The 23,588-nt window shown below is 60.5% G+C and carries 23 protein-coding genes and 1 pseudogene; 12 read left to right on the top strand and 12 right to left on the bottom strand.

What is annotated here, in order from left to right:
- A partial coding sequence (locus tag E0F99_RS10915) for a PLP-dependent cysteine synthase family protein (RefSeq protein ID WP_130908762.1) occupies nucleotides 1-769 on the bottom strand: 769 nt, incomplete at its 3' end.
- A gap of 216 nt (nucleotides 770-985) precedes the next feature.
- Here E0F99_RS10915 and nhaA point away from each other — a divergent pair.
- From nhaA to E0F99_RS31090, 3 genes and pseudogenes are all read left to right on the top strand, one after another.
- On the top strand, nucleotides 986-2,161 hold the full coding sequence (nhaA, locus tag E0F99_RS10910; RefSeq protein ID WP_083359762.1) for a Na+/H+ antiporter NhaA: 1,176 nt from the start codon (nucleotides 986-988) through the stop codon (nucleotides 2,159-2,161).
- Nucleotides 2,162-2,368: 207 nt separating this feature from the next.
- Nucleotides 2,369-3,133 (top strand): annotated as a pseudogene (locus E0F99_RS31095) (MCP four helix bundle domain-containing protein); the annotation flags it as partial.
- Nucleotides 3,128-3,991, top strand: coding sequence for a methyl-accepting chemotaxis protein (locus E0F99_RS31090; protein ID WP_408003452.1), 864 nt, complete (start codon nucleotides 3,128-3,130; stop codon nucleotides 3,989-3,991). The pseudogene E0F99_RS31095 and the gene E0F99_RS31090, both read left to right, overlap by 6 nt.
- 390 nt (nucleotides 3,992-4,381) lie before the next feature.
- Here the strand turns inward: E0F99_RS31090 and E0F99_RS10900 are convergent, their stop codons facing one another.
- From E0F99_RS10900 to dinG, 6 genes are all read right to left on the bottom strand, one after another.
- The gene (locus E0F99_RS10900) at nucleotides 4,382-4,846 is read right to left on the bottom strand and encodes an outer membrane lipoprotein (RefSeq protein ID WP_016970370.1); all 465 of its coding nucleotides are present in this window, start codon (nucleotides 4,844-4,846) and stop codon (nucleotides 4,382-4,384) included.
- A gap of 263 nt (nucleotides 4,847-5,109) precedes the next feature.
- Entirely contained in the window at nucleotides 5,110-5,757 is a 648-nt protein-coding gene (gene pdxH, locus E0F99_RS10895; RefSeq protein ID WP_083359764.1) for a pyridoxamine 5'-phosphate oxidase, read from the bottom strand.
- 27 nt (nucleotides 5,758-5,784) lie between these two features.
- The gene (locus E0F99_RS10890; RefSeq protein WP_083359765.1) at nucleotides 5,785-6,960 is read right to left on the bottom strand and encodes an OmpA family protein; all 1,176 of its coding nucleotides are present in this window, start codon (nucleotides 6,958-6,960) and stop codon (nucleotides 5,785-5,787) included.
- A 143-nt stretch (nucleotides 6,961-7,103) separates the two neighbouring features.
- The gene (locus E0F99_RS10885) at nucleotides 7,104-8,249 is read right to left on the bottom strand and encodes a serine hydrolase domain-containing protein (protein WP_083359766.1); all 1,146 of its coding nucleotides are present in this window, start codon (nucleotides 8,247-8,249) and stop codon (nucleotides 7,104-7,106) included.
- An 82-nt stretch (nucleotides 8,250-8,331) separates the two neighbouring features.
- Complete coding sequence (locus E0F99_RS10880) at nucleotides 8,332-10,629, bottom strand: beta-galactosidase (RefSeq protein ID WP_083359767.1); 2,298 nt, start codon at nucleotides 10,627-10,629, stop codon at nucleotides 8,332-8,334.
- Between the two features lie 98 nt (nucleotides 10,630-10,727).
- Nucleotides 10,728-12,872, bottom strand: coding sequence for an ATP-dependent DNA helicase DinG (dinG, locus tag E0F99_RS10875; RefSeq protein ID WP_083359768.1), 2,145 nt, complete (start codon nucleotides 12,870-12,872; stop codon nucleotides 10,728-10,730).
- Nucleotides 12,873-12,971: 99 nt separating this feature from the next.
- On the opposite strand from dinG, the gene E0F99_RS10870 reads away from it, so the two are divergent.
- On the top strand, nucleotides 12,972-13,436 hold the full coding sequence (locus tag E0F99_RS10870; RefSeq protein WP_083359769.1) for a CopD family protein: 465 nt from the start codon (nucleotides 12,972-12,974) through the stop codon (nucleotides 13,434-13,436).
- Nucleotides 13,437-13,538: 102 nt separating this feature from the next.
- Here E0F99_RS10870 and E0F99_RS10865 read toward each other — a convergent pair whose 3' ends face one another.
- The 3 genes from E0F99_RS10865 to E0F99_RS10855 form a co-directional block, all read right to left on the bottom strand.
- The gene (locus E0F99_RS10865) at nucleotides 13,539-14,297 is read right to left on the bottom strand and encodes a collagen pro alpha-chain precursor (protein ID WP_083359770.1); all 759 of its coding nucleotides are present in this window, start codon (nucleotides 14,295-14,297) and stop codon (nucleotides 13,539-13,541) included.
- Complete coding sequence (locus E0F99_RS10860; protein WP_083359771.1) at nucleotides 14,290-14,583, bottom strand: DUF1145 domain-containing protein; 294 nt, start codon at nucleotides 14,581-14,583, stop codon at nucleotides 14,290-14,292. Before E0F99_RS10860 ends, E0F99_RS10865 begins: the two co-directional genes overlap by 8 nt.
- 160 nt (nucleotides 14,584-14,743) lie before the next feature.
- Nucleotides 14,744-15,439: a PA1041 family peptidoglycan-binding anchor lipoprotein gene (locus E0F99_RS10855; protein WP_083359772.1), complete on the bottom strand. Its 696-nt coding sequence runs from the start codon at nucleotides 15,437-15,439 to the stop codon at nucleotides 14,744-14,746.
- 190 nt (nucleotides 15,440-15,629) lie between these two features.
- Here E0F99_RS10855 and E0F99_RS10850 point away from each other — a divergent pair, with 190 nt between their 5' ends.
- Genes E0F99_RS10850 through E0F99_RS10835 form a run of 4 tightly spaced genes read left to right on the top strand, consistent with a single transcriptional unit; the run spans nucleotide 15,630 to nucleotide 17,308 of the window.
- Nucleotides 15,630-16,127 (top strand): DUF6231 family protein, encoded by a 498-nt coding sequence (locus tag E0F99_RS10850; RefSeq protein ID WP_083359773.1) that lies wholly within the window; start codon nucleotides 15,630-15,632, stop codon nucleotides 16,125-16,127.
- Nucleotides 16,128-16,129: 2 nt separating this feature from the next.
- Nucleotides 16,130-16,600 carry a YchJ family protein gene (locus E0F99_RS10845; RefSeq protein ID WP_083359774.1) on the top strand — a complete coding sequence of 157 codons (471 nt, stop codon included), beginning with the start codon at nucleotides 16,130-16,132 and terminating at the stop codon, nucleotides 16,598-16,600.
- Between the two features lie 19 nt (nucleotides 16,601-16,619).
- Nucleotides 16,620-17,102 carry an LEA/WHy family protein gene (locus tag E0F99_RS10840; RefSeq protein ID WP_083359775.1) on the top strand — a complete coding sequence of 161 codons (483 nt, stop codon included), beginning with the start codon at nucleotides 16,620-16,622 and terminating at the stop codon, nucleotides 17,100-17,102.
- Nucleotides 17,099-17,308, top strand: a complete 210-nt coding sequence (locus tag E0F99_RS10835) for an SEC-C metal-binding domain-containing protein (RefSeq protein WP_065890089.1) — start codon at nucleotides 17,099-17,101, stop codon at nucleotides 17,306-17,308. The genes E0F99_RS10840 and E0F99_RS10835 overlap by 4 nt, the downstream gene beginning before the upstream one ends.
- A 64-nt stretch (nucleotides 17,309-17,372) precedes the next feature.
- On the opposite strand, the gene E0F99_RS10830 is transcribed toward E0F99_RS10835, so the two are convergent.
- Nucleotides 17,373-18,758, bottom strand: a complete 1,386-nt coding sequence (locus E0F99_RS10830; RefSeq protein ID WP_083359776.1) for an ATP-binding protein — start codon at nucleotides 18,756-18,758, stop codon at nucleotides 17,373-17,375.
- The gene (locus E0F99_RS10825) at nucleotides 18,755-19,465 is read right to left on the bottom strand and encodes a response regulator (protein ID WP_083359777.1); all 711 of its coding nucleotides are present in this window, start codon (nucleotides 19,463-19,465) and stop codon (nucleotides 18,755-18,757) included. Before E0F99_RS10825 ends, E0F99_RS10830 begins: the two co-directional genes overlap by 4 nt.
- Nucleotides 19,466-19,730: 265 nt before the next feature.
- Here E0F99_RS10825 and E0F99_RS10820 point away from each other — a divergent pair, with 265 nt between their 5' ends.
- The 4 genes from E0F99_RS10820 (at nucleotide 19,731) to E0F99_RS10805 (ending at nucleotide 23,504) form a co-directional block, all read left to right on the top strand.
- The gene (locus tag E0F99_RS10820) at nucleotides 19,731-20,846 is read left to right on the top strand and encodes an ABC transporter substrate-binding protein (protein ID WP_083359778.1); all 1,116 of its coding nucleotides are present in this window, start codon (nucleotides 19,731-19,733) and stop codon (nucleotides 20,844-20,846) included.
- A gap of 79 nt (nucleotides 20,847-20,925) precedes the next feature.
- The gene (locus tag E0F99_RS10815; protein ID WP_083359779.1) at nucleotides 20,926-21,984 is read left to right on the top strand and encodes a FecCD family ABC transporter permease; all 1,059 of its coding nucleotides are present in this window, start codon (nucleotides 20,926-20,928) and stop codon (nucleotides 21,982-21,984) included.
- Nucleotides 21,981-22,766: an ABC transporter ATP-binding protein gene (locus tag E0F99_RS10810; RefSeq protein WP_083359780.1), complete on the top strand. Its 786-nt coding sequence runs from the start codon at nucleotides 21,981-21,983 to the stop codon at nucleotides 22,764-22,766. Before E0F99_RS10815 ends, E0F99_RS10810 begins: the two co-directional genes overlap by 4 nt.
- Nucleotides 22,767-22,859: 93 nt before the next feature.
- The gene (locus E0F99_RS10805; RefSeq protein WP_083359781.1) at nucleotides 22,860-23,504 is read left to right on the top strand and encodes a glutathione S-transferase N-terminal domain-containing protein; all 645 of its coding nucleotides are present in this window, start codon (nucleotides 22,860-22,862) and stop codon (nucleotides 23,502-23,504) included.
- Nucleotides 23,505-23,588: the final 84 nt, after the last annotated feature.

Genomic DNA, 23,588 nt, shown 5'->3' with positions numbered 1-23,588 from the left:
TCACCTTAGGCAAAAAACTTGCCTCGACCCGTGGCCGGCCGATCCCCTCGATGCGCGAGCCACACTCCAGACGCAGGCTGGCGTCGCCGCTCTGGTAGAAGTCAAAGAACACCGAACGCTCGGCATCGGCACACAGCACGCGGGTGCAATGCTGGCGATAGCGCACATAACGCCCCAGGGTCGCCGTGGTGCCACCGGTGCCGGGGCTGGAAATCAACCAGCTCGGCTCAGGGTAATGCTCAAAACGCATCTGTTGGAAGATCGACTCGGCGATGTTGTTGTTCGCACGCCAGTCGGTAGCGCGTTCGGCGTAGGTGAATTGGTCCATAAAGTGACCGCCACTTGACTGCGCCAACCGTTCCGACTCGGCGTAGATCTGCGTCGGATCCGTCACTAGATGGCTCTTGCCACCGTAAAAGGCGATCTGGTCGATCTTCGATTGGGAAGTCGTGGCCGGCATCACCGCGATAAACGGCAGGCCAAGCAAACGCGCAAAGTACGCCTCCGAAACCGCTGTAGAACCGCTGGACGCTTCGATCACCGGCGCGCCTGGTTTTAGCCAGCCATTACACAGCGCATACAGAAACAGCGATCGCGCCAGCCGATGCTTGAGGCTGCCGGTGGGGTGGCTGGATTCGTCCTTAAAGTACAACTCGATACCCGGCAGGCCCGGTAATGGCAAAGGAATCAGGTGCGTGTCGGCGCTACGCTGGAAGTCCGCTTCAATGATGCGAATGGCTTCGCGGGCCCAGGTACGGTGGTCGCTCATAAGGTGCGTCTCTAAAGATTTCAGCCTTAATTTTAGGGGTTTTCCTAAACGACACACAGATACAGTGACGACTCAAATAGACGCACAATTGCTAGGCTTTGCTGCAATACCAAAGCGGCCTGCCGTTTATAACAAATAAGAATATAAATTTTGTTTTAACAACTAACAGTACGGGTTAGGGTAGCCACTTATTGAACCTGGATTGGAGAGCGTCCCTTGCCTCTGCGTAGCACTTTCACCCGTTTCTTCCAGCTGGAAGCCGCCAGCGGCCTGTTGTTGATCGCCGCTGCCGCCTTGGCGCTGATCATCAACAACTCACCGTTGTCGCACCTGTACAACGCCTTCCTCGACGTACCGGTGGTGGCACAAATTGGTGCGCTGAAAATCGCTAAACCCGCCCTGCTGTGGATCAACGACGGCCTCATGGCCCTGTTCTTCCTGCTGATCGGCCTGGAAGTTAAGCGCGAGCTGCTCGACGGCCACCTGTCCAAACCCTCGCAAGTGGTGTTGCCAGGCGCTGCGGCCATTGGCGGCATGGTGGTTCCGGCGCTGATCTACTGGGCGATCAACAAGGACTTCCCGGCGGCGCTCTCCGGCTGGGCTATCCCAATGGCTACCGACATTGCCTTCGCCCTGGGTGTGTTGGCGCTGCTGGGCAAGCGGGTTCCAGTGTCGCTGAAGCTGTTCCTGATGACCTTGGCCATTATCGATGACCTCGGTGCAATCATCGTCATCGCCGTGTTCTATTCGGCCGACTTGTCGGGCGCCGCCTTGGCGGGTGCAGGCGCTTGCCTGATTGCTTTGATCGCGATGAACCGACTGGGCGTGATCAAACTCGGGCCCTACTTGATCATCGGCCTGATCCTGTGGGTGTGCGTGCTCAAGAGTGGCGTGCACGCCACGCTGGCCGGGGTAACGCTGGCCTTCTGCATTCCGATGCGCACCAAGAATGCCGAGCCCTCGCCGTTGATGACGCTGGAACACGCCCTGCACCCGTGGGTGGCCTACGCTATCCTGCCGCTGTTCGCGTTCGCCAACGCCGGAGTGTCCCTCACCGGCGTCAGCCTGGAAAGCTTCACCCATCATGTGCCTCTGGGCATCGCTGCTGGCCTGCTGATCGGCAAAACCGTCGGCGTGTTCGGCCTTACCTGGCTCGCGATCAAGACCGGTCTTGCTGCCCTGCCCAGTGGCGCGAACTGGGGCCAGGTGTTCGGGGTGGCGATCCTGTGCGGTATCGGCTTCACCATGAGCCTGTTTGTCGGCTCACTGGCCTTTGTGCCGGGCGCCAGCGAGTTCGCGGGTGAAGATAGAATGGGCATCCTTACCGGGTCGATCCTGGCGGCTTGTATTGGTTATGCAGTAACGGCGATGGCGAGTCGCAAGAAAGCCTGAGCCCCTGACACACGCCAAAAACCCCAATCGGTCATCCGGTTGGGGTTTTTCTAGTTCCGCAGCCTACGTTTAGCCAGTAATCCGCCTGTGCGGCCTAAAGACTTTCATCCTCGCGCCGACTATCTGTTGTGGCGATTTCACCGTCCCGGCCTGGGATGCCCGCCCGACCTTGCTCCCCAACGCGTTTCCAGCCCGAGCGACAAGCCTATGTTCCTGAGAAATATAAGAATCGCAGCCAGAGCCTTCATCGGCTTCGCCGCTATTGCGTCACTGAGTGTGTTTCTCGGCCTGTTCGCCCTCAAGCAGATTGGCGAAGTCCAGTCCCAGGCAACAGACATTCAAAACAATTGGATGCAGCGCGTCCGGCTGCTGGCCTTGGCGAATGCTTCACTCGATCGTTTTCGTCTCGGAGAAATGGCGCACATCCTGTCCTCAAGCGATGCGGATATGCAGACCTATGAAGACAAATCCGCAGGCCGCTTGAAAGCGGTTAAGGAGCAGATGGTTCACTATGCAGGGCTACTGCGTACCTCAGAGGAAAAATCACGCCTCGACGCGTTCAACCAGAGCCTCGAGGGCTATGCCAAGAACCACACCGAGATGCTCAAGCGCTCACGCTCAGGCGACAAAGCCGGCGCCCGCGACTTTCTCAACAGCATTCGAGAAAGCTATGAGCAGATGACCAAGAACTTCGACCAACTGATAGACCTCGCCAACAAAGGCGCAGAACACGCCGCACGCATGTCCGAAGACGCTTACCAGCACGCGGTGAACGGTATCGCGATCGTCATCCTGCTGGTGAGTGCCGGCACTGTCTTGGTAGCGTGGTTGCTGACCCGAAGCATTACCGGGCCGATCATGGAAGCGGTACAGGTGGCCGAAACCATCGCCAAGGGCGACCTCACCCAGCCCATTACACCCACGGGCAACGACGAGGCTACCCGCCTGCTCCGCGCGCAAGAAACCATGCGTAATAACCTGGTGCAGACCCTGCGCCAGATTACCGGATCATCCAGCCAACTGGCCGCGGCCGCCGAAGAGCTTAATGCCGTCACCGCCGAAGGTAGCCGCGACCTGCAGCAGCAACACGGGGAGATCGAGCAGGCGGCCACCGCCGTCACCGAGATGACCACCGCGATTGAAGAGGTGGCGCGCAATGCGGCCTCGACCTCTGACCTTTCGCAGGAGTCGCGCAGCATTGCGTTGAAAGGCCAGCAGCGCATGGTCGAGGCGTTGAATGCCATCCAGGCGCTGACCCGTGGTGTTGAGGTCAGCTCCGGGCAAGTGGGCGGCCTGGCTGAACAAGCCAAAGGCATCGGCAAAGTACTTGATGTGATCCGCACCATTGCCGAGCAAACCAACCTGTTGGCCCTGAACGCGGCCATCGAAGCGGCGCGTGCCGGTGAGGCCGGGCGTGGTTTTGCAGTGGTCGCCGATGAAGTGCGCGCCCTAGCCCACCGAACGGCCCAATCGACCCAGGAAATCGAACAAATGATCGGCAGTATTCAGACCAATACCGCCAGCACCGTCCACACTATGCTCGACAGCAGCACCATGACCCAGCAGACCCTGGCGTTGGCCGAGCTGGCTCAGCAAGCGCTGGCGGATATCCTGGCGGCTAACGATGAGATCAACGACCGTAACCTGGTGATTACCACGGCGGCGGCAGAGCAGGCCGACGTTGCACGGGCGGTTGATCGCAACTTGCTGAATATTCAACAGCTGTCGACTCAGTCGGCGCAAGGCTCAACCCAAACGACGGCTGCCTCGCAATCCCTCGCCAGCCTGGCGCATGAATTGAACACGATGGTGAAGCACTTTCAGGTCTGAAGTAGCAACGCAAAAAATCAAGAAGCCGCCTCGGCTCAAGCCGAGGCGGCTCCACTTCTCAGACCTTAGAGGTCATCGAAGCTGTCCCGCAGGAATACCCACGTGATAAACACGCAGGGCATTCACTACGAGGTTCCACGTACGTCGTGCAAACTTCGACATACTCGGCCCGCCATGAGTTGGGCCTTACTTCCAGCCTACTTACCGGAACACGTTGGCCTTTGGATACAGGTCATGGTTTCCTGTGAAAGCGCAACCTCAGCCGCAAACTGAGTTTGCAATAAAAAACCGCCTGACTAAGGCGGTTTTTTATCGCCTGCGTTTTGAGAAAAACATCAAAAAACCCCAACCGGTCACCCGGTTGGGGTTTTATGTTTCTACGACCGGCGCTTAACGCGTAACGCGGCTGGTGCCGTTAACGGTCATGATGCGCACGCGGTCGCCGATGCGGAAGATTTCATTTTCCTGCACGGCTTGTACGTAGGCGCGCATGCTGCCGTCGTCTTCGCGAACGGTGATTTCCACGCCCTGGGTACGGGTCAGGCCTTCTTCGGTGGCGGAGCCCAGCAGGCCGCCGGCTACCGCGCCGATCACAGCGGTGACGATACTGCCACGGCCGCCGCCGATGGCGCTGCCGCCAACGCCGCCGATGACTGCGCCAGCAGCGCCGCCGATTGGGGTCTTGGTGCCTTCGATTTTCACCGGACGCAGGGATTCAATGGTGCCCATGCGAACGGTCTGTACACGGCGCGCCTCGTCACGGGAGTACGAGTCGCCGGTCAGACTCGAGGCGCAGCCACCCAACAACAACGACAGGGTGGTAAAGCAGGCAACTAGTAAAACGGACTTACGCATAGCATCAACTCCAAAGGACAGGTATTCATTAGACGCCGCAGCTTGGCGCCTGTCACGGCAAGCACGTCAGAAAATTGCTTTCATTCAGCCTTAGTACAGACTGCCAGTACCAGAAAACTCGACGAACGGTAGCTCTCACCTTGCTCCAAACAATGTCATGGAAGCGTTGATCATAGTAGTCGCACAGCAAAACGCCGAAGCCTCTTGGTGAGAGACTTCGGTGCGGCAGACAACATTCAGGAGAATGTGACGAAAGGTGAAGCTCAGGGCGCAAGGCGCTCGCGAGTCCACTCGCCGGTTTGCAGGCGATAGTTCAGGCGGTCATGCAGGCGGCTGGCGCGGCCCTGCCAGAACTCGATGCGCTCGGGCAGCAGGCGATAGCCGCCCCAATGCTCAGGGCAGTCGGGTTGGGTATCGCTGAAGCGCTGCTCGGTGGCCTTGAGCAAGTCCTGCAGTTCTTCGCGATCACGAATGACCTGGCTCTGCGGTGATGCCCAAGCGCCAAGACGGCTACCCAACGGGCGGACCTGATAATAAGCGTCCGATTCCTCAGGCGTGACCTTGACCACCCGCCCTTCGATACGCACCTGGCGCTCCAGGCTAGGCCAGAAGAACGTCATGGCCGCAAAAGGCCGCGCCGCAAGCTGTTCACCCTTGGCGCTCTGATAATTGGTGAAGAAGGTAAAGCCCTGCGCATCCAGGCCCTTGAGCAGCAGGATGCGGCAGTGCGGACGACCTTCCTGGTCGACCGTGGCCAAGGTCATGGCATTGGCCTCCACCGGGGGCTGTTCGGTTTTCACCGCGTCAGCAAACCACTGGTGGAACAACGCAAACGGCTCGCTCGGGGCCTGGGCCTCGCTCAAACCATCGCGTGTGTAGTCACGGCGCATATCGGCCAGTGGCTGGGTCATGCGGCTTTATCCTTCTGGTTCAGCAGATCAGTTTTTCGCCTGGTCGTTGGCAACCGGTGCAGCGGCCTTGGCCTTGGCTTTGGCTGGCGCTGGCTTCTTGGCAGCTGGCTTGGCCGGAGCTTTTTTTGCGGCGGGCTTGGCTGCGGCTTTCTTCGCAGCGGGTGCCTTTTTCGCCGGCGCTTTTGCAGCTGGGGCCGGAGCCGGAACATTCTGCACAGCGACCAATTCCGCCACAGGCGGTGTCTTGCCCGAGTTGTACTTGCTCAGCAGGGCCAACATAGTTGTACGCTGAGTGAACATGATTTCCATGCGACGGTTCAGCGCACGCCCCTGATTACTGTCGTTGGCAGCACGCGGCATAAGGTCGCCCATGCCACGCAGCATCAGGCGATCTTGCTTCAGGCCGCTGAGGCTGAAAATCGAAGCGATGGACTGCGCTCGCTCGCGGGTCAAAGCCTGGCTCACAGGTTCGGCACCACTGGTGTCGACGTGGCCAAGAACCAGCACGGCGGTCTTGGGATCGGCTTCAACAGCCTTGGCGACACGGGTGAACGGCCCCAGAGTGACCGGCAGCAACATCGCTGGGCGTTTCGGGTTGTAGGAACCATCTACCGGAGCAATTACCACCAGTACGTTGTCGCGACGTTCCAGTTGCAGGTTGCTGTCCTTGATCGCAGCGCGCAGGCGCGGCTCATAGTCGTCCAGCCAGGCTTGGGTGATTTTCGGGTCCGGCATCGGCACGTTGGTCACGTCAACCTTGGCCAATGGCTTTGGCTTGCTTTCGAACGGCCACCACCATTTGGTCTCGGTGCTGGTCTTGGCGACAGCAGGCGCGGCGTCCGGAGTCGAAGCCGGTGTTGCGGCCTTGAGGTCGGCTTTCAGATCAGCCTTGGCATCCGCGGCCTTTTCATCAGCGCTCTTGGAGAAAAACGGCCACCAGCTGCCGGTGTCAGCTTTGGCTACCGGGGCGGCAGCAGCGGCAGGTGCTGGAGCCGCAGCTGCGGCAACCGGCGCGACAGGCTTAGCGCCCGCAGCAGGTTTAGCATCCGGCTTGGCATCGGTTTGGGTCACTGCGTCCTTGGTAGCAGCCTTGTCAGATCCAAATGACCACCAATGCCCACCTTCGGCATCACTTTGTGGAGTTTGTGCGCAGCCAGTAATAGTGAGGCACAGCGCCAGTGCCAAGGACTTGTTCGATAACATGAGATATCCACAAAATGAGAAGAAACCGGGGGGTCTGGTTGACCCGTTAAACAGACGCTTACAGAACATTAAAGTTACAAAATTTCGTTCAGCGCCTTCTTATAGTTGCCTTTGTAACAAAAAAACGTGAAACAGCAAGCTCTTTACAGACAACCGGCCAATATTCCGACCAACTTCTGTGCACGCGGGTCCATAAGTACGTAAGGCCCCAGTGTATTAGTCACAAAACCGAACGCTACATCATGTTCCGGATCGGCAAACCCCACCGAGCCACCGGCGCCAGGATGGCCAAACGCACGTGGGCCAAGGCCGAACGTGGCATTGGGTAATTGCGGTTGATCCAACATACAGCCCAAACCGAAACGGGTTTGGGTCAATAAGGTTTTATCCGGTCCGATACTGTGTTCGCGCGTCAATTGTTCGAGCATGTCACTTTCCAGCAAACTACCGTCCAACAAGCCGCTATAAAAACCCGCCAGGCTGCGCGCATTGCCATGACCATTTGCCGCAGGCTGCTGCATGCGCCGCCATTCGGGCTTATTAGTGCTGGTCAGAATGGACGGTGGATTGGCAAATGCACGCGTAGTCATGGCCGCAGGCTCGCGCATCATTACTTGCAGTAATCGTTGCGCAGCCTCATCGCCCATATTGCCTTTGCTGCGTGCTATATGGGCAACACGATAAAACTCTTCATCCGCCAGGCCCACATGAAAGTCCAGGCCCAGTGGCCGCGCAACCCGCGCCACAATGGACTCGCCCGGGCCGCGGCCGTCGGCGCGGCGCAGCAATTCACCGATCAGCCAGCCGTAGGTGATGGCCTCGTAGCCATGCCCTTGGCCCGGCGTCCACCACGGAGCTTCGGCCGCCAGGGTTTCGACCATCAGTTGCCAGTCATACAAGGCCTCGGCAGGCAGCATCTCGCGAATCGCAGGCAGCCCAGCCTGGTGGCAGAGCAACTGACGCAAGGTAATAGCTTCTTTACCGGCCGCCGCAAACTCCGGCCAATAGTCAGCGACGGGCGCGTCGAGTTTCAACTTGCCCTCGGCCACCAATTGCAAGGCCGTAACGGCCGTGAAGGTCTTGGTGCAGGAGAACAGGTTGACGATAGTGTCGCTGTGCCAGGCATCAGCCCCATCCTTGTCCGCCGTGCCGGCCCACAGGTCGACGACGGTTTCGCCGCCGATTTGGATACACAGCCCGGCACCACGCTCCTGCGGATCATCGAACAACGCGGCGAACGCTTCGTGTACCGCTTCGAACTGGAGCGCGTAATGACCCTGAATCTGCACCTAAGCCGCCTTGGAAAACCCTGTAAGAAGTGGCCGACATTGTTCCAGTCATTAGGGGTTTTGTGAACCCGTCAACGATGAATCAATGGCCGTTTCCAGCGTGCCCACCGGCGTGTCCGGCGCCCTGCCCCGCGCCCTTGCCTGCACGCCCCGACCTGCCGCCTTCGCGCTCACGAACCGCGCTGGCGGCCTTGGCCTTTTGCGCCTCTTTACCCAACTGGTCGACCGCCGCCAGGTTGCTTTTACGCACGCTGTCGACAAAGCCCTGGAACGGCACATCGGTGATGCCGACAAGGCCAAAGTGGCCGTTCTCACCATCCAGCAGACGGCCGGTCACCGGTTGGTCCAGGTACTGGAACCAGTGCACGCCGACGATCGACGGCTCAGCCATAGCCTGCTTGAGGAAGTTGCTGTAGGCCGCGCCACGGTCCTCTTCCTTAGCCAACTGCGTCACGCCGCCCCAGAAGGGGCCACGGTCCGCCGAGCCGAAGTTGAACTCGGTGATCAGCACCGGCTTATCCAGCGCGTGCAAAGCAGTAAAGTCATAACCGTCCTGCGGCTTGAGGGTGTACATGTTGAAACTCAGCACATCGCAATACTGGGCGCAGGACGCCACGGCTTCCGGCGTGCTCACGGCATAACGGCCGCCCAGCAGCAACTGGTTGGGCGCGTGCCATTTCAGCGAATCAGAGAGGGTCTTGAAATACGCATCGGCGAAGGTCTTCTGGAAGTATTTGAAGTCGGCTTCGATCGCCGGATGCTCAGGGTTTGGCATCGGCGGCTCGAAGCCTGGGTCTTCCATCAGCTCCCAGCCCGCCAGGTGAATGCCCCAAGCCTTAGACAGGCCGTCTTCATTGCGGTACTTGTCGCGCAGTTGTTTGAGGAATGCGCGCTTGGCCGGTACGTCGGTGGTCATGCGCAGCGTGCCGTAGGCCAAGGCGTAACGGGATTTTGCATCGTCGCCGGGCCCGGCCCAAGCCAGCTCGTTATCGGCAAAAAAGCCGATCAGCCAAGGGTCGTCGCGGTGATCGCGAGCAGCAATGGCCACGGCACGTTCAGTGGCCATGGCAAAACGCGGGTCGAACGGGTCGGGCATGCCGCCCCACCAGTCGGTGCCGGTGCTGATGCTGGCGTAGTCACCGACAATCGACAGCGGCAAGGTGTAAGGCACGCGGTCGGCACGGGCCAAACCTTCGTCGCTCCAGTTGCCTACGGTGTTGAAACCCCAGGCTTGCAGGCGGTCCAGGGTGTGCGTGACCCAACGCTTCTGATCAAAACCGTCAGTGCCGTAAGTACGCTGCAGGTTGGCGCCGTAGAAGTCGTACCAACGCCCCACATTGAAGCCCCGGCCCTGGTCAGCGCCGTTGCCACCGCGGTTATCACCACTGCCGTAGTACGTGTCGAACGGCTCGCCGGCCTGGGGCAGCGCGGCAAACATCCACTCGCGACCGGCCACATAAGTCTGGTTGTTGTCCGGCGCCACAGTGTTGACGCCCAGGGAGTAGAACGGATGGCCTTCCGGCGTTACCAGGAACCAGCGACCGTCGCGCTTCTCGGTGCGAAAAAAGCCGCTGGCTTCGAACGCCGGGCCTTTGTTCCAGCCGCCGTATTGGTCCAGCGAAGACTTGTCGCGCTCAGCCAGCCAGCCCTTGAGTTGTAGCTGCTCTTTGGCTGCTGCAGCTTTGAGTTGTTCGTCGCTGCTGACCTTTTCCGGCCAGCGCGCGCGGGTCGACTGGCCATACGCATCGACCAGTTCGCTGTAGGCCGCCTTCAGCACCGGCTCGCTGTCCTGCACGCCGAAGCGTTCCAGCAGGATACTTTGCGCGGCGTTGGGCTTGATCATCGACAGGGTGACCGAAGCCACTTGGCTGCGGTCGATTTCCCCGACACTGCCAGCCAGCAATACGCGCTGCCCCTCCACGGTGATCGGCATCGGCGGCCCGGCCTTCATGCCCTGGCTCAGCGGCGTGTTGGCCTGCAGCGGAATCAACAGGGTCTGGGCCGGGCCAGCTGGCAGGTCGATGCGGCTGACCAGGGTTTTGCCGTCGGTGCTTTGCACTTTGACGTAGAGGGTCAGCGCCCAGTCCATGGCGCTCTGGATGCGCAGGCTCATGGCGCCGGACTGCGACCAGTCCCAGACGCCGGTTTGCGGGCTGAGCACCAGGCTCGGTTCGGCCGCCGGGTTGAAGGTGATGCGGCGCAGCACTTCGCCTTCGGGGGTTTGTTCGGCATTGTATTGCGGCAGGCTGGCATCTTGGGTCGCCACCTTGACCACATCGGCAGGCCGCACGAAGTTGAACAGCGTTTGTTGCCCACCGGGCGCGGCCATCAAGGGTGCGGCGAACAGCAAGGCAAAAAGAACAGGCAGCGTGCGAATCATACGAACAAGGTTCTCCCAAACGGCCGGTGAATGGCCTGATGACATAAATCGATAACAGTGAGATAGACCACGATGTGGGCGAGTTCGCCCACGGTGGCTTAAGAAATTTCGCGCCTGAACGGCGGCAAAGCATTGAGGATAGCTTTGCCATAGCGCTGCGTGACCAAACGACGGTCGAGCAAGGTGATGGTGCCCCGGTCTTCCTCGGTGCGCAGCAAGCGCCCGCAGGCCTGGACCAGCTTCAAGGAAGCATCCGGCACCGAGATTTCCATGAACGGGTTACCGCCCCGTGCTTCGATCCATTCGGCCAAGGCCGCCTCGACCGGGTCATCCGGCACCGAGAACGGGATCTTGGCGATCACCACGTGCTCACAGTAGGCGCCAGGCAAGTCCACGCCTTCGGCGAAACTGGCCAGGCCGAACAGCACGCTGGAATCGCCGCCATCGACACGCGCCTTGTGCTTGTTCAGGGTTTCCTGCTTGGACAGGTTGCCTTGGATAAACACCTGCTTGCGCCAGTCGCGGTCGAGGCCGTCGAACACGTCCTGCATTTGCTTGCGCGAGGAGAACAGCACCAGCGTGCCGCGCGAGCCTTCAACCAACGCTGGCAGGTCACGGATGATCGCCGCCGTGTGCGCCGGCGCGTCCCGAGGGTCGGCCTTGAGGTCCGGCACCCGCAGCACACCCGCGTCGGCATGGTGGAACGGGCTCGGCACCACGGTGGTGACGGCTTTTTTCGGCAGGCCGGCACGCATGCGGAAGCGGTCGAAGGTGCCCAGGGCCGTCAGCGTGGCCGAGGTCACCAGGCAACCGTAGGCCACGTTCCACAGGTTGCGGCGCAACATTTCGGCGGCAAGGATCGGGCTGGCGTTGACCTCGATATCAAACAGCGCGCCGCTTTCCGACAAGGTCAGCCAACGCGCCATCGGCGGGTTGTCTTCAGGGTCTTCGACGGTGAAGGCGGTCCACAGCTCCCAGTTACCCTGGGAACGCGACAACAGGCTGCCGAACAACGGATACCACTCTTCAGCCTGGTTGCTGGCGATGCCAATATTGACCTCGCCGTCCATGCCTTCCTTGAGTAAGTCGGTCAGGCGGGTAAACAAGTCAGTCAGGCGCGAAAAGCCCTTCTTCAGCTCGATACCCATTTCACGCATGTGCTCGGGGATCAACCCGCCGACGAAGCGGTGACGCGGCCGCTCGCGGCCTTCCACGTCTTCGCCGGGTTTAAAGTCGGCGACCTGCTCGCAGGCGCTGAACATGAATTGCTGCTGGGTCTTGATCTCGCGCGCGAGCTCCGGCACCTGCTCGATCAACTTGCCCAGGTCGCCGGGCAGCGGGTGCTGGGCCAGCAGTTTGGTGAGGTTCTTGGCGGTGGTTTCCAGCCAGTCGGCGGTGGAGCGCAAGCGTGTGTAATGGGCGAAGTGGCCAATGGCCTTGTCCGGCAGGTGATGGCCTTCGTCGAATACGTAAAGGGTGTCGCGCGGGTCCGGCAGCACGGCGCCGCCGCCCAGGGCCAGGTCAGCCAGGACCATGTCGTGGTTGGTGACGATCACGTCGACCTTGCCCATGCCTTCGCGGGCCTTGTAGAAGGCGCACTGGCCGAAGTTGGGGCAATGGCGATTGGTGCACTGGCTGTGGTCGGTGGTCAGGCGCGCCCAGTCGGCGTCTTCCAGAGCGGTGGGCCAGCTGTCGCGGTCGCCGTCCCATTTGTTGCCGGCAAGTTTCTCGATCATGCTGGTAAACAGCTTCTGGCTGACTTCATCAACCTCAATCTTGAAGCCTTCTTCTTCGAACAGCGACGCCGTGGCGGTTTGCGCATGGCCTTCCTGCAGGAGTACGTCGAGCTTGGACAGGCACATGTAACGGCCACGGCCCTTGGCCAAGGCGAAGGTGAAGTTCAGGCCGCTGTTGCGCATCAGATCGGGCAGGTCTTTGTAGACGATCTGCTCTTGCAGGGCGACGGTCGCGGTGGCAATCACCAGGCGCTTGCCGGCGGCCTTGGCGGTCGGGATCGCGGCCAGGCTGTAGGCCACGGTCTTACCCGTGCCCGTGCCGGCTTCGACGGCCACAACCGCAGGGTCGCCACTGCGCCGACCTTCGTCGTCGGTGTCGATAGCCCCGAGGACTTTGGCCACTTCGGCGATCATCAGGCGTTGGCCGTAGCGCGGTTTCAAGCTCTTGGCTTCGAGAAAACGCGAATAGGCGCCCTGGATCGTGGTTTTGAGTTCAGTGCTGATCATGGATAGTCGGGCGCAAAAAACGCTGGATAAATTTTCAGTGGTTCGGATCGGCCGCTATCATACCCCGCTAATTAATCCCGCGCAGAACGGAGTACCACAATGACCGCGTTTAGCCTCGTTTACACCCTGCATGTACTGGCCGCCTTGATCTGGGTCGGCGGTATGTTTTTCGCCTGGATGATCCTGCGCCCCGCCGCCATGGCGGCACTTGAGGGCCCTGCCCGGCTCAAGTTGTGGGCGAATGTGTTTCAACGTTTTTTCGTGTGGGTCTGGGTCGCGGTGCTGGTTTTGCCGATCAGCGGCATCGGCCTGCTGCAACTGCGTTTCAGTGGGTTTGAGACCGCGCCGCGCTATGTGCAAGTGATGATGGGCTTATATCTGGTGATGACGGCGCTGTTTATCCGTATCCAGGCGTTGAAGTTCCCGGAACTGCGCAAGGCGGTGGCAGCCGAGGATTGGCCGACAGGTGCGGCTGCGCTGGGGCAGATTCGCAAGTTGGTGGGGATTAATCTGATTGTTGGGTGGGTGGTGGTGGCGATTGCTTCGGCTCGGCCGATGTTCTGAGGCGATTTTTATTCCGCCATCGCGGGCAAGCCCGGCTCCCACAGGTAATCGCATTTCAATGTGGGAGTCGGGCTTGCCCGCGATGGCGTCAGACCAGGCGACTCAGAGCCGCTGAATAGTCACAGCCCCCGCAGGCCCTGCCGGCCCCGGTTGCCCTTCCAAGCCAGGCCGGCCCTTGTCGCCGCCGTCGGCGCGATACACCAGGCAACCCTTGGACTGCCCGCCTTTGCCAGGCTTACCGGCGGTACCGGCCAAACCGCCTGCCCCGCCGTCCACCCAAACCTTGATCTGCTCAGCCGGGAAGCTCTGCGGCAGCTCGACACGCACGGTCGCGCCCGCCGCGCCTGGCAGGCCATCACCGCCGTTATCACCGTTGGCACCACGCCCGGCTGAACCCCAGGTGCAGCCCGGGTCGACGCCGTTGGCGCCGTCAAGCCCAGCATAACCTTGGGCACCGGCGCCGCCACGCGCGTCCACCGACAGTTCGTCAGCGGTCAGGGCGTTAATGCGCAGGACCAAGTCACGCCCAGCTTTAGCAGGCCTTTCGTGCGTGCCGGGAGCACCGCGCGAGGTGATCTGGCTGCCATGTTCCAACTGCGCGTTGCGCACCTGCAATTGCAGCGCGGTATTGCCGGGGGCGATGGCGATGCGCGCCTCACGCCCCAAGTGCAACTCGTCCACCGAGACTTGGCTGATGGTCGCCGGCACCAACAATGTGCCGTAGTCGGCCACATCCAGGCGTTCCAGCTGCAACACGCTGGTACTGCTGGGCAGGCGCATCAGCGAGTTGGTTTCAACACTGACGCTCTGGGCCAGGGCAATGGGGCTGACCAACAGGGCCAACAGAAAAACCTTACGCATGATTGGCCTCCTTGTTCTTTTCATCAATGGCGGCAGGTGCCGACAGGCCCCGCACATGGAACATTCCCACCAACAGAATCTGCAAGCGGTCACGCCAGGGGTAGGCACGGTGTTTCAAGCTGCTGTTGAACAACAGCAACTCCAACAGGTGGGTAAGAAACAACAGACTGCCGGCCAGGTTGACCAACAGGTGGAACGGATTGGCGAGCGGTATGAACAGATTGACCACCACCACGACCCAGAACAACAACGTCAGAAACTTTCCCAGCCCCCAAAACACCTTCATCCCGCATGCCCCTGCCTATTATTCTTTGGGCGCACAGTACCGACTTCTACAGGCGATTTGCCAGTGAAGGATGAAAAAACTTGATAAAGGGACGGTTTTCCTGCGGTTTCGGCGAGGATCGCCAGCAATGCCCCTGTGGCTCCCACAGGGGCAAAGGCTGTCAGCGGTTGATTTTTATTTCCACGCGACGGTTCAAGGCACGGCCATCGGCGGTTTTGTTATCGGCCACCGGCTGGCTTTCGCCCGCGCCGACCACTGACACAAAGCTGCTGCGCGGCACACCCGCGCCCACCAGGTAATCCGTCACCGAGTGCGCGCGTGTTTGCGAGAGTTTCTGGTTGTAGGCATCTTTGCCGACGCTGTCGGTGTGCCCACTGACCCGCAGTTGCGCGCTCGGGGCTTCCTGTTTCAGGCGCGTGGCAATGGTGTCGAGCTTGGTTTTGTCCGCCGCCGTCAGCTTCGCCGAGTCGAACTGGAAGTGCACATCGCGGATCACGATGGTCTCCTCTTTGACCACAACCACCTCCTCTACCATGGCCGCCACCGGCGCCGGAGGGCAACCATTGGCATCCACCTGCACGCCTTTCGGTGTGCCTGGGCACTTGTCGCGGCTGTCCGGCACACCATCACCATCTTCGTCGCCATCGCCGTGCACCCAGCAATAGGCGCCCGCCATGCCGCCGACCAGCAACGCGCCATAACCCGCGTACGCCGAACTTTCAGTGGCGCCAATCGCAGCGCCCGTCACACCACCGACCGCTGCACAGGTGGGCCAATCGGTTTTTTGCAAACCTGCGCAACCTGTCAATACTCCGGTTAGCAGAACCAAGGGTAGAGCTGTCCGCATGATGCTCATCTGATTTCTCCTGAGGGGATCGGCGGGGGCCGACAGGTGGAGTAAAGACGGCTCTTTTCATCTGCGCCACTGCGCCACACCCCCGTATTTATTGGAGATCGCCGTTAACTCGCGACTTTTCGACGCCGCCCGCTCTAGGCCCGCACGCGTAGCCGCGCTAGTCTCTACGGTCCTGATGTGAGGATCTCTGATGACCGCTGGTATTTCTTCCCGTACGCCGCAGCAAGCGCTGGCCGCTTTGCTGGATTTGCACCAGCCCAAACGCCTGTTGCTGTTGGGCGCCAGCCAGTTTCCGGCGCTGGAGGCCTTTCAAGCCGAGCACCCGGACACCCAGGTGGCCATTGCTGCGCCCGGGCCATTACCGGCAGAACTTGCTGCGCAACGTTTTGACTTGGCGCTGGTGGTTGATTGCCTGGAGCACCTGTCAAAACCGCAAGGCCTGACCTTGCTCGGCGGCATTCGCAACCTCAATGCCAGCCGCATTGCGGTGCTGGTGGACCTGGGCGCCTGCGGTTGGAAGGACACCGACTTCTTCTCCCTGGCCCTGCAGGCTGGCGAACGCTTCCAGCGTGATGATCAGGTGCTGACGCTGTTTACCTATGATCTGCTTGACTATAAACAGGTGCCGGACTGGCTCAACGCCCGCTTCTGGGCCAACCCGGAAAACTTCGGAAAGTATTGGTGGTAACCATGAGTACATCCATTTGCCCCTGCGGCAGTGGCAACCTGCTGGATGCCTGCTGCGGCCATTATCACGCCGGCCACCCGGCGCCCTGCGCCAGTGCGCTGATGCGTTCTCGCTACAGCGCCTACGTGTTGGGCCTTGTGGACTATCTGGTAGCCACTACGTTGCCGGCGCAACAAGCGGGCCTGGACCGCGCCGCCATCGGCGCCTGGAGTGCCCAGAGCACTTGGCTCGGCCTCGAAGTGGAAGGCTCCGAGGTGTTCGGCGGCCAGCCGGAACATGCGTTCGTGACCTTCACCGCGCGCTGGCACGACAGCACCGGTGAACACAGCCACCGCGAGCAGTCCTCTTTCGTACAGAATGATGGACGCTGGTACTTCATCGACCCGACGGTAGAGGTGAAGGCCGGGCGCAATGATGTATGTTTGTGCGGCAGTGGGCATAAATTCAAGAAGTGCTGTTCCAGCTACCTCTAACCCTCAAAGGATTAACGCCATGCTTCGGATGTACAGCTTGATGCTGGCGTTAACCTTTGGCCTGACTGGCTGCGCCTCGTGGTTCGAGGACACGTCCCCCCCGCCCCACGTATCCCTGGTGAAAGTCGAAGTGGTGCGGGCCAAGTTGCTGGAGCAGAAATTCAAGCTGTTCTTTCGTGTGGACAACCGCGACGACGCCGACCTCACAGTGCGCGGCCTGATCTATAAGGTCAGCTTGGGCGATTTTGTGCTGACCGAAGGCGAATCCAACGAGTGGCTCACCGTACCGCCGCGCGGCCATGCTTTTTTTCGGGTGTCGGTGCGCACCAACCTCTGGCCGCAGATACGTGACGTGGTGCAGATGCTGAAAAAACCGAGCAAACCCGTGCCGTATCGGTTGGAAGGCGAACTGAAAACCGGATTATTCATCGGTAATGACGTGCAGGTGAACCACAATGGCGAGATAATCCCCGGCGATTTTATTCCGGAGCGACATCGATGACTCAGCAACCCCATGTCCATGGTCCTGACTGCAACCACGATCACGATCACCATGATCATCATGATCACGACCACGGTCATGTCCACGGCCCGAACTGCGGCCACGCTCACCAGGAGCCGGTGCGCAATGCCTTGAAGGACGTTGGTCGTAACGATCCTTGCCCGTGCGGCAGCGAGAAGAAATTCAAGAAGTGCCACGGGGCATAAGCCGCGCTGGATTTCTCACTGGGGAAGGGAGCTTGCTCCCTCCCACATTGGGTCGCACGACCCATCAGGTTTTTCTCTGAAACTGCAACACCGCCTCCAATCCCCCGCCATCCCGATTGCTCAAACTCAACCGCCCCTCATGCGCCCGAGCAATCGTGTGCGCAATACTCAACCCCAACCCATACCCGCCCGTCTCGGCATTGCGTGAATCTTCCACGCGGTAAAACGGCTCCATCACCTGTTCCAGCTGTTCCTGGGGAATCCCCGGGCCGCGGTCGCTGATGACAATTTTCAAGCTGTCCGCCTGGTCCTCGACCTGCATCACCACGTCGCAGCCATAACGCACCGCGTTTTCCAGCAGGTTTTGCACACAACGCTTGAGGCTACGTGCGTAGCCCGGCAAAGGTTGCTTCGCACGGCCGACGATGGTCACGCGCTCGCCCACATCTTCCAGGTCCGCCTGCAGGCTTTGCAGTAAGGCGTTGATGTCGATGCTCTGCCGCGTCTCGTTGATTTCGCCGCTGCTGACAAAGTCCAGGGTACTCGACACCATATGTTCCATTTCTTCCAAGTCACTGCGAAAACGCTCTTTGGTGCGCGTGTCTTCGAGCATCTCGGTGCGCAGTCGCAGACGTGTGATCGGCGAGCGCAAGTCGTGGGAAATCGCCGCGAGAAACCGCGTGCGCTCGGCGATGTTGGCGATCAGGCGTTGCTGCATCGCATTAAACGCCTGAGCGGCGCGGCGCACCTCCGTGGGGCCGTTGACCGCTAACGGCGGGCGCTGGATATCCCGGCCCAGCGCTTCGGCGGCCTTGGCCAGGGCATTCAGCGGGCGGATCGCCACGCGCACCGCCACCAACGCGATCACTACCAGCACCAACACCCGCAGCAAATAGATGCGCATCACGTAGTCGAACAGCACATCCAGCGGCGAGGTGCTGGTCCAGCCCTGCTCTTCACTGGCGTCCACCTGCAACCAGCGCCCATCGGGTAGGCGCAACTCGATCAGAAATTGCCCCACCACCGGCGTGGAACGAAGCAACGTCGACAGCCCGGCGGTTTGCCCTTCGCCATCCACCAACGACAGGCGCAGCAGGGTCAGCGACTGGGCATAGCCGACCTGCTCCGACAGCACCTTCTTGATCAGGCGTTCGGTGGGCCGGTCGCTGTCGGTAAGGGCGCTGGGCGTGTTGCTGGCCTGGTCGCTCAAGCTCAGCTGAAAGTGCGGCGTGTTGAGCAGCTTGATCAGCAGGTCGGCCTGCTGCGGGTCGCTGTGCATCAGGCGCACCACGTCCGCCAGCCGCGCGGCGATCAGGCGTGCGGGGATTTCCAGTACCTGGCCATGACGCCGGTCGTACCAGATGCTGCTGGTCAGCGCCTGGGCCGCGAGCATGCCGCTGACCAGAATCAGCACCAGCCGCCCGAACAGCGAACGCGGCAGCAGTCTCACGACGCCAGCACCACGTCATCAGCGGTGAGCATGTAACCCTCGTTGCGCACCGTTTTGATCAGCCCTGCCGGCAGTTGTGAACGCAGGCGACTCACGCATACGTCGATGGAGCGGTCGAACGGCGTGCTGTCCTTGTCGAACACATGGTTGCGCAAAAAGTCGCGGCTCAGCGGCCGGTTGGGGTGCTGCAACAACAGGCGCAACACGCGGTAATCGGAGTTGCCCAAGCTCACCACCACGCCTTCTGGTGTGAGCAATTGCCGCGCCCGCGTGTCGAGTTGCCAGCCGGCAAAACGAATGCTGGGCGCCTCGTCCAGCCGCGCGCGATCCGGGAAGCTCTGCACCCGGCGCAACACCACTTTGATGCGCACCAGCAACTCACGCGGGTCGAAGGGTTTGGGCAGGTAATCGTCGGCGCCGATCTCCAGGCCAACGATACGGTCGATCAACGACCCCTTGGCGGTGAGCATCACCACCGGCGTGTTGGTACTCACGCGCAGCTCGCGGTACAGGCTCAGGCCATCTTCGCCGGGCAGCATCAGGTCGAGCACGATCAGGTCGATCACATTCAGCGCCAGGCGGCGGCGCATTTCCTTGCCGTCGGCGGCGGTGGACACCTGAAAACCCGCGTCACTTAAATAGTCGCAAAGCAGTTGGCGGATTTGCGGGTCGTCATCGACGACCAAGAGGTGGTCAAGCTTTGCCATGGGCATTCAATCCGAAAACTCAAAACGCAGGAGATAGCCGAAAGCTCAGCCAGCAGTGCGCGCAAATGTAATGGAATGTTGTGGGAAACCATAATCACGCATCAGCGATACAAACCTGAGGTATGGCGGGCCGAATCGCTCTTTAGACTACCGAACCTAAATGAGAGTAATTGTAATTTAGACGCGAAAGTAGCTCATGTCATTGCCCGCGCCTTACCGCCAGTGTCGATTATGAGTTCTAACTTTCCCTCATCAGGAACCTGCCATGTTCAAACCCCGTAACGTGCTCACGCTTGGCCTGCTGTTCGCCGCCCTGCTCCTGGGCCACGCCGAAACCGCCGCCGCCCATGAAGTCACTGACGTGCTGGGCCGTAAAGTTGAAGTGAAGGATGACGTCCAGCGCGTGGTGCTCGGCGAAGGCCGCTTGATTTCGGCGTTTGCCTTGCTCGACAAGGACGCGCCGTTCCAGCGCATCGTCGGCTGGCAGAACGACTTGAAGCTGCTGGACCCGCACACTTACAACGCTTATGTAGCGAAGTTTCCCAAAGTCAAAGACATCCCACTGATCGGGCAGGCGTCGGAGCAGAGTGTCAGTGCTGAGGAAATTCTCTCGCTCAAACCTGACCTGGCGGTATTCAGCATCTCCGGCCACGGCCCGACCGAACACAGCGCAGTCGCTGACGTGCTGACCAAGGCCGGCATACCGGTGTTGTTTGTCGACTTGCGCATCAACCCGGTAGAAGGCACCCACACCAGCATGAACGCGCTGGGCCAGGCCTTGGGGCGTGAAGCCCAGGCCAACGCCTTCCTGGATTTCTATGACCAGCACATCAAAGTCATCACCGACGCCGTCGCCACGCTGCCTGCCGGCCCGCGCCCAAGCGTGTTTCTGGAACTGTTGGCCGGTGCCTGGCAGGCGCCGGGGCACACCACCGGTAAAAGCGGTATGGGTGAAATGATCAAGCTGGTCGGCGGGCGCAACATCGCCGCCGAGGTGGTGCCGGGAGCGCTGGGTGACATCAGCGTGGAGTACGCGTTGAAGGCTGATCCGGATGTGTACGTGGCCACCGGCAATCACAAACCGGGGCTGATGCTGGGCGCTGGCGTGAGCACTGATGAAGCACGCGGGGCGTTTGATCGGGTGTTGGCACGTCCGGAGTTCGCCAATCTGCGTGCGATCCGCGAGGGCAAAGCCCACGGCCTGTGGCATGACTTCTACAACTCGCCGTACAACCTGCTGGCGATTGAAGCGTTGGCCAAGTGGGTGCATCCGCAGCTGTTCGCCAAGCTCGACCCGCAGGCGAGCATGGAGCAGATCAACCGGCAGTTCCTGGGCATCCCATTACAGGGTGCTTATTGGATTGATGCAAAAACTAAGTAACACACCGTTAAATGTACGAGGGGGCTTGCTCCCTCGCACATTTTCATATTTTCATCGCTTTCAAGATTGTGTGAGCCACATGACCACTCAAACCCTCGACCTCGCCAGCGCCACTCACGGCTACCGTCGCTTGCTGGCACGGCGTGCCTGGTTGCTGGCGCTGCTGGGCACGGCGCTGGTCTGCGCAATGCTGGTCGACCTGGCCAGCGGCCCGTCGGGCATGGGCCTGCTGGCGTTGCTCGACGGCATCCTGCACCCGTCGCACCTGAGCGCCACCGACCAGGTGATCATCTGGAACGTGCGCCTGCCCTACGCACTGATGGCGGTGCTGGTGGGCTGCGCGCTGTCGCTGGCGGGGGCCGAAATGCAGGCGATCTTGAATAACCCACTGGCTAGCCCGTTCACGCTCGGCGTGTCGTCCGCGGCGGCATTGGGTGCTTCGCTGGTCATTGTGTTTGCGGCCACTACATTGTGGGTGTCGGCCAACACTGCGATTTCCATCTCGGCGTTTATCTTCGCGGCAGCCTCGGTGTTTTTGCTGCAAGGCATGTCGCGCCTGCGCGGTGCGGGCGTGGAAAGTTTGGTGTTGTTCGGCATCGCACTGGTGTTCAGTTGCAACGCGGTGGTGGCCTTGCTGCAACTGGTCGCCACCGAAGATGTATTGCAACAATTGGTGTTCTGGACCCTGGGCAGCGTAACCCGCGCCAACTGGGACAAGCTCGGCATCCTGGCAGTGGTCGTGGCGGTGGTCATGCCGTTTTCCTTTGCCGCCGCGCCGCGCCTGACCCTGCTGCGCATGGGTGAAGACCGCGCACAAAGCTTTGGCGTGGACGTGAAGCGGCTGCGGTTTTTCTCGTTGCTGCGCATCAGCCTGTTGTCGGCCACCGCTGTGGCGTTCGTAGGCACCATCGGGTTTATCGGCCTGGTCGGTCCGCATATCGCACGGATTCTAGTGGGCGAAGACCAACGTTTCCTGCTGCCCGCCAGCGCCTTGACCGGCGCATTGCTGCTAGCGCTGTCGTCGATTGCCAGCAAGCTGATCATGCCGGGGGTGATCGTGCCGGTGGGTATCGTGACGGCCTTGGTGGGCGTACCGATTTTCGTGGTGTTGGTGTTCAAGCGCGGGAGGCAGCTATGAGTAAGGGCTTATCGGTACACAACGCCAATGTGAGTTATGGCCAGCGGCAAATCGTGCATGACCTGAGCTTGCCCACCCTACCCCACGGCAGCCTGACCGCGCTGATAGGGCCCAATGGCGCGGGGAAGTCAACCTTGCTGCGCGCTGTGGCCGGGCTGGAAAAGATGCAAGGCGTTGTAAGGCTAGGCGACCTGGACTTGTCGGCCATGTCCGTGGCCGAGCGTGCGCACCGTGTCACTTACATGCCGCAAAACCTGCCCCCGGGCTTGAGCCTCAGCGTGATGGAAAGCGTGATCGCTGCATTGCGCGTGGCCAATGTGCAAGGCTTTCCGTTATCCAGTGAGGCTTGCTTGCGCGAAGCCTTTGAGGCGTTGCAACGCATCGGCATCGCGCACCTGGCCGATCAACTGTTGAGCACCTTGTCCGGGGGCCAACGCCAACTGGTCAGCCTCGCCCAACTTATCGCGCGCCGCCCGCAAGTGATGTTGCTCGACGAACCCACCAGCGCCCTCGACCTCAATTACCAGTTGAAGGTCATGGACTGCGTGCGTGGGCTGGTGCGCGAGCACAACTTGATCGCGATGGTGGTGCTGCACGACATCAACCTCGCTGCGCGCTTTGCCGACCATATCGCGGTGCTACGCCAGGGCCGCCTGTATGCCAGCGGCTTAGCGGATGAGGTGCTCAACCCGGCGCTATTTGCCGAGGTGTATGGCGTGCAGGTGCGGATTGAGCGGTGCTCGCAGCAGTCGTTGCAGGTGCTGGCGGATAGGGCTGTGTGAAACGCGTCTAAGGTTAGACGCAAATGTTTGATTGAATTATTGCCCTTTAATCATCACCTATACCTGCAGGTATTCGCTCATTTGGAGAGCTTCATGATCGACCTGTATTACTGGACGACCCCCAACGGTCACAAAGTTTCACTGTTCCTGGAAGAAGCCGGTTTGCCCTACAAGGTGCACCCGATCAACATCGGCCAGGGCGACCAGTTCAAACCGGACTTCCTGAAGATCGCTCCCAACAACCGCATTCCGGCCATCGTCGATCAAAACCCAACCGATGGCGGCGCGCCGATTTCGCTGTTTGAGTCCGGCGCCATCTTGCTGTACCTCGCGGAAAAAACCGGCCAGTTCCTCCCCAAAGACCTGCGCGGTCGCCAGGAAGCCTTGCAGTGGCTGTTTTGGCAAATGGGCGGCCTGGGGCCGATGGCCGGGCAGAATCACCACTTCAGCCAATTCGCGCCGGAAAAAATCCCTTACGCGATCAAGCGCTACGTCGATGAAACCGCGCGCCTGTATGGCGTGTTGGACCGGCGCCTGGCGGATCGCCCGTTCGTGGCAGGCGATGACTACAGCATTGCCGATATGGCGATCTACCCGTGGATTGTTTCCCACAAGTGGCAGAGCCAGCGCCTGGAGGACTTTCCCCATGTGCAACGTTGGTTCAACAGCATCAAGGAACGCCCGGCTACGGTTCGGGCGTATGAGCTGGTGCAGAAAGTAAATCCGCCTAGAGCCTGATCTGAAGTCTTACTCGGTAAAACTGTGGAAGCGGGCTTGCTCGCGAATGCGGTGGTTCAGTCAGACCTTCGTTGACTGACACAC

It is taken from the genome of Pseudomonas antarctica (assembly GCF_900624995.1).
In the GTDB taxonomy this organism is placed as follows: Bacteria; Pseudomonadota; Gammaproteobacteria; order Pseudomonadales; family Pseudomonadaceae; genus Aquipseudomonas; species Aquipseudomonas antarctica.
The sequence above is the reverse complement of the archived record's forward strand: the minus strand, read 5'-3'. Positions and strand labels throughout refer to the sequence as shown.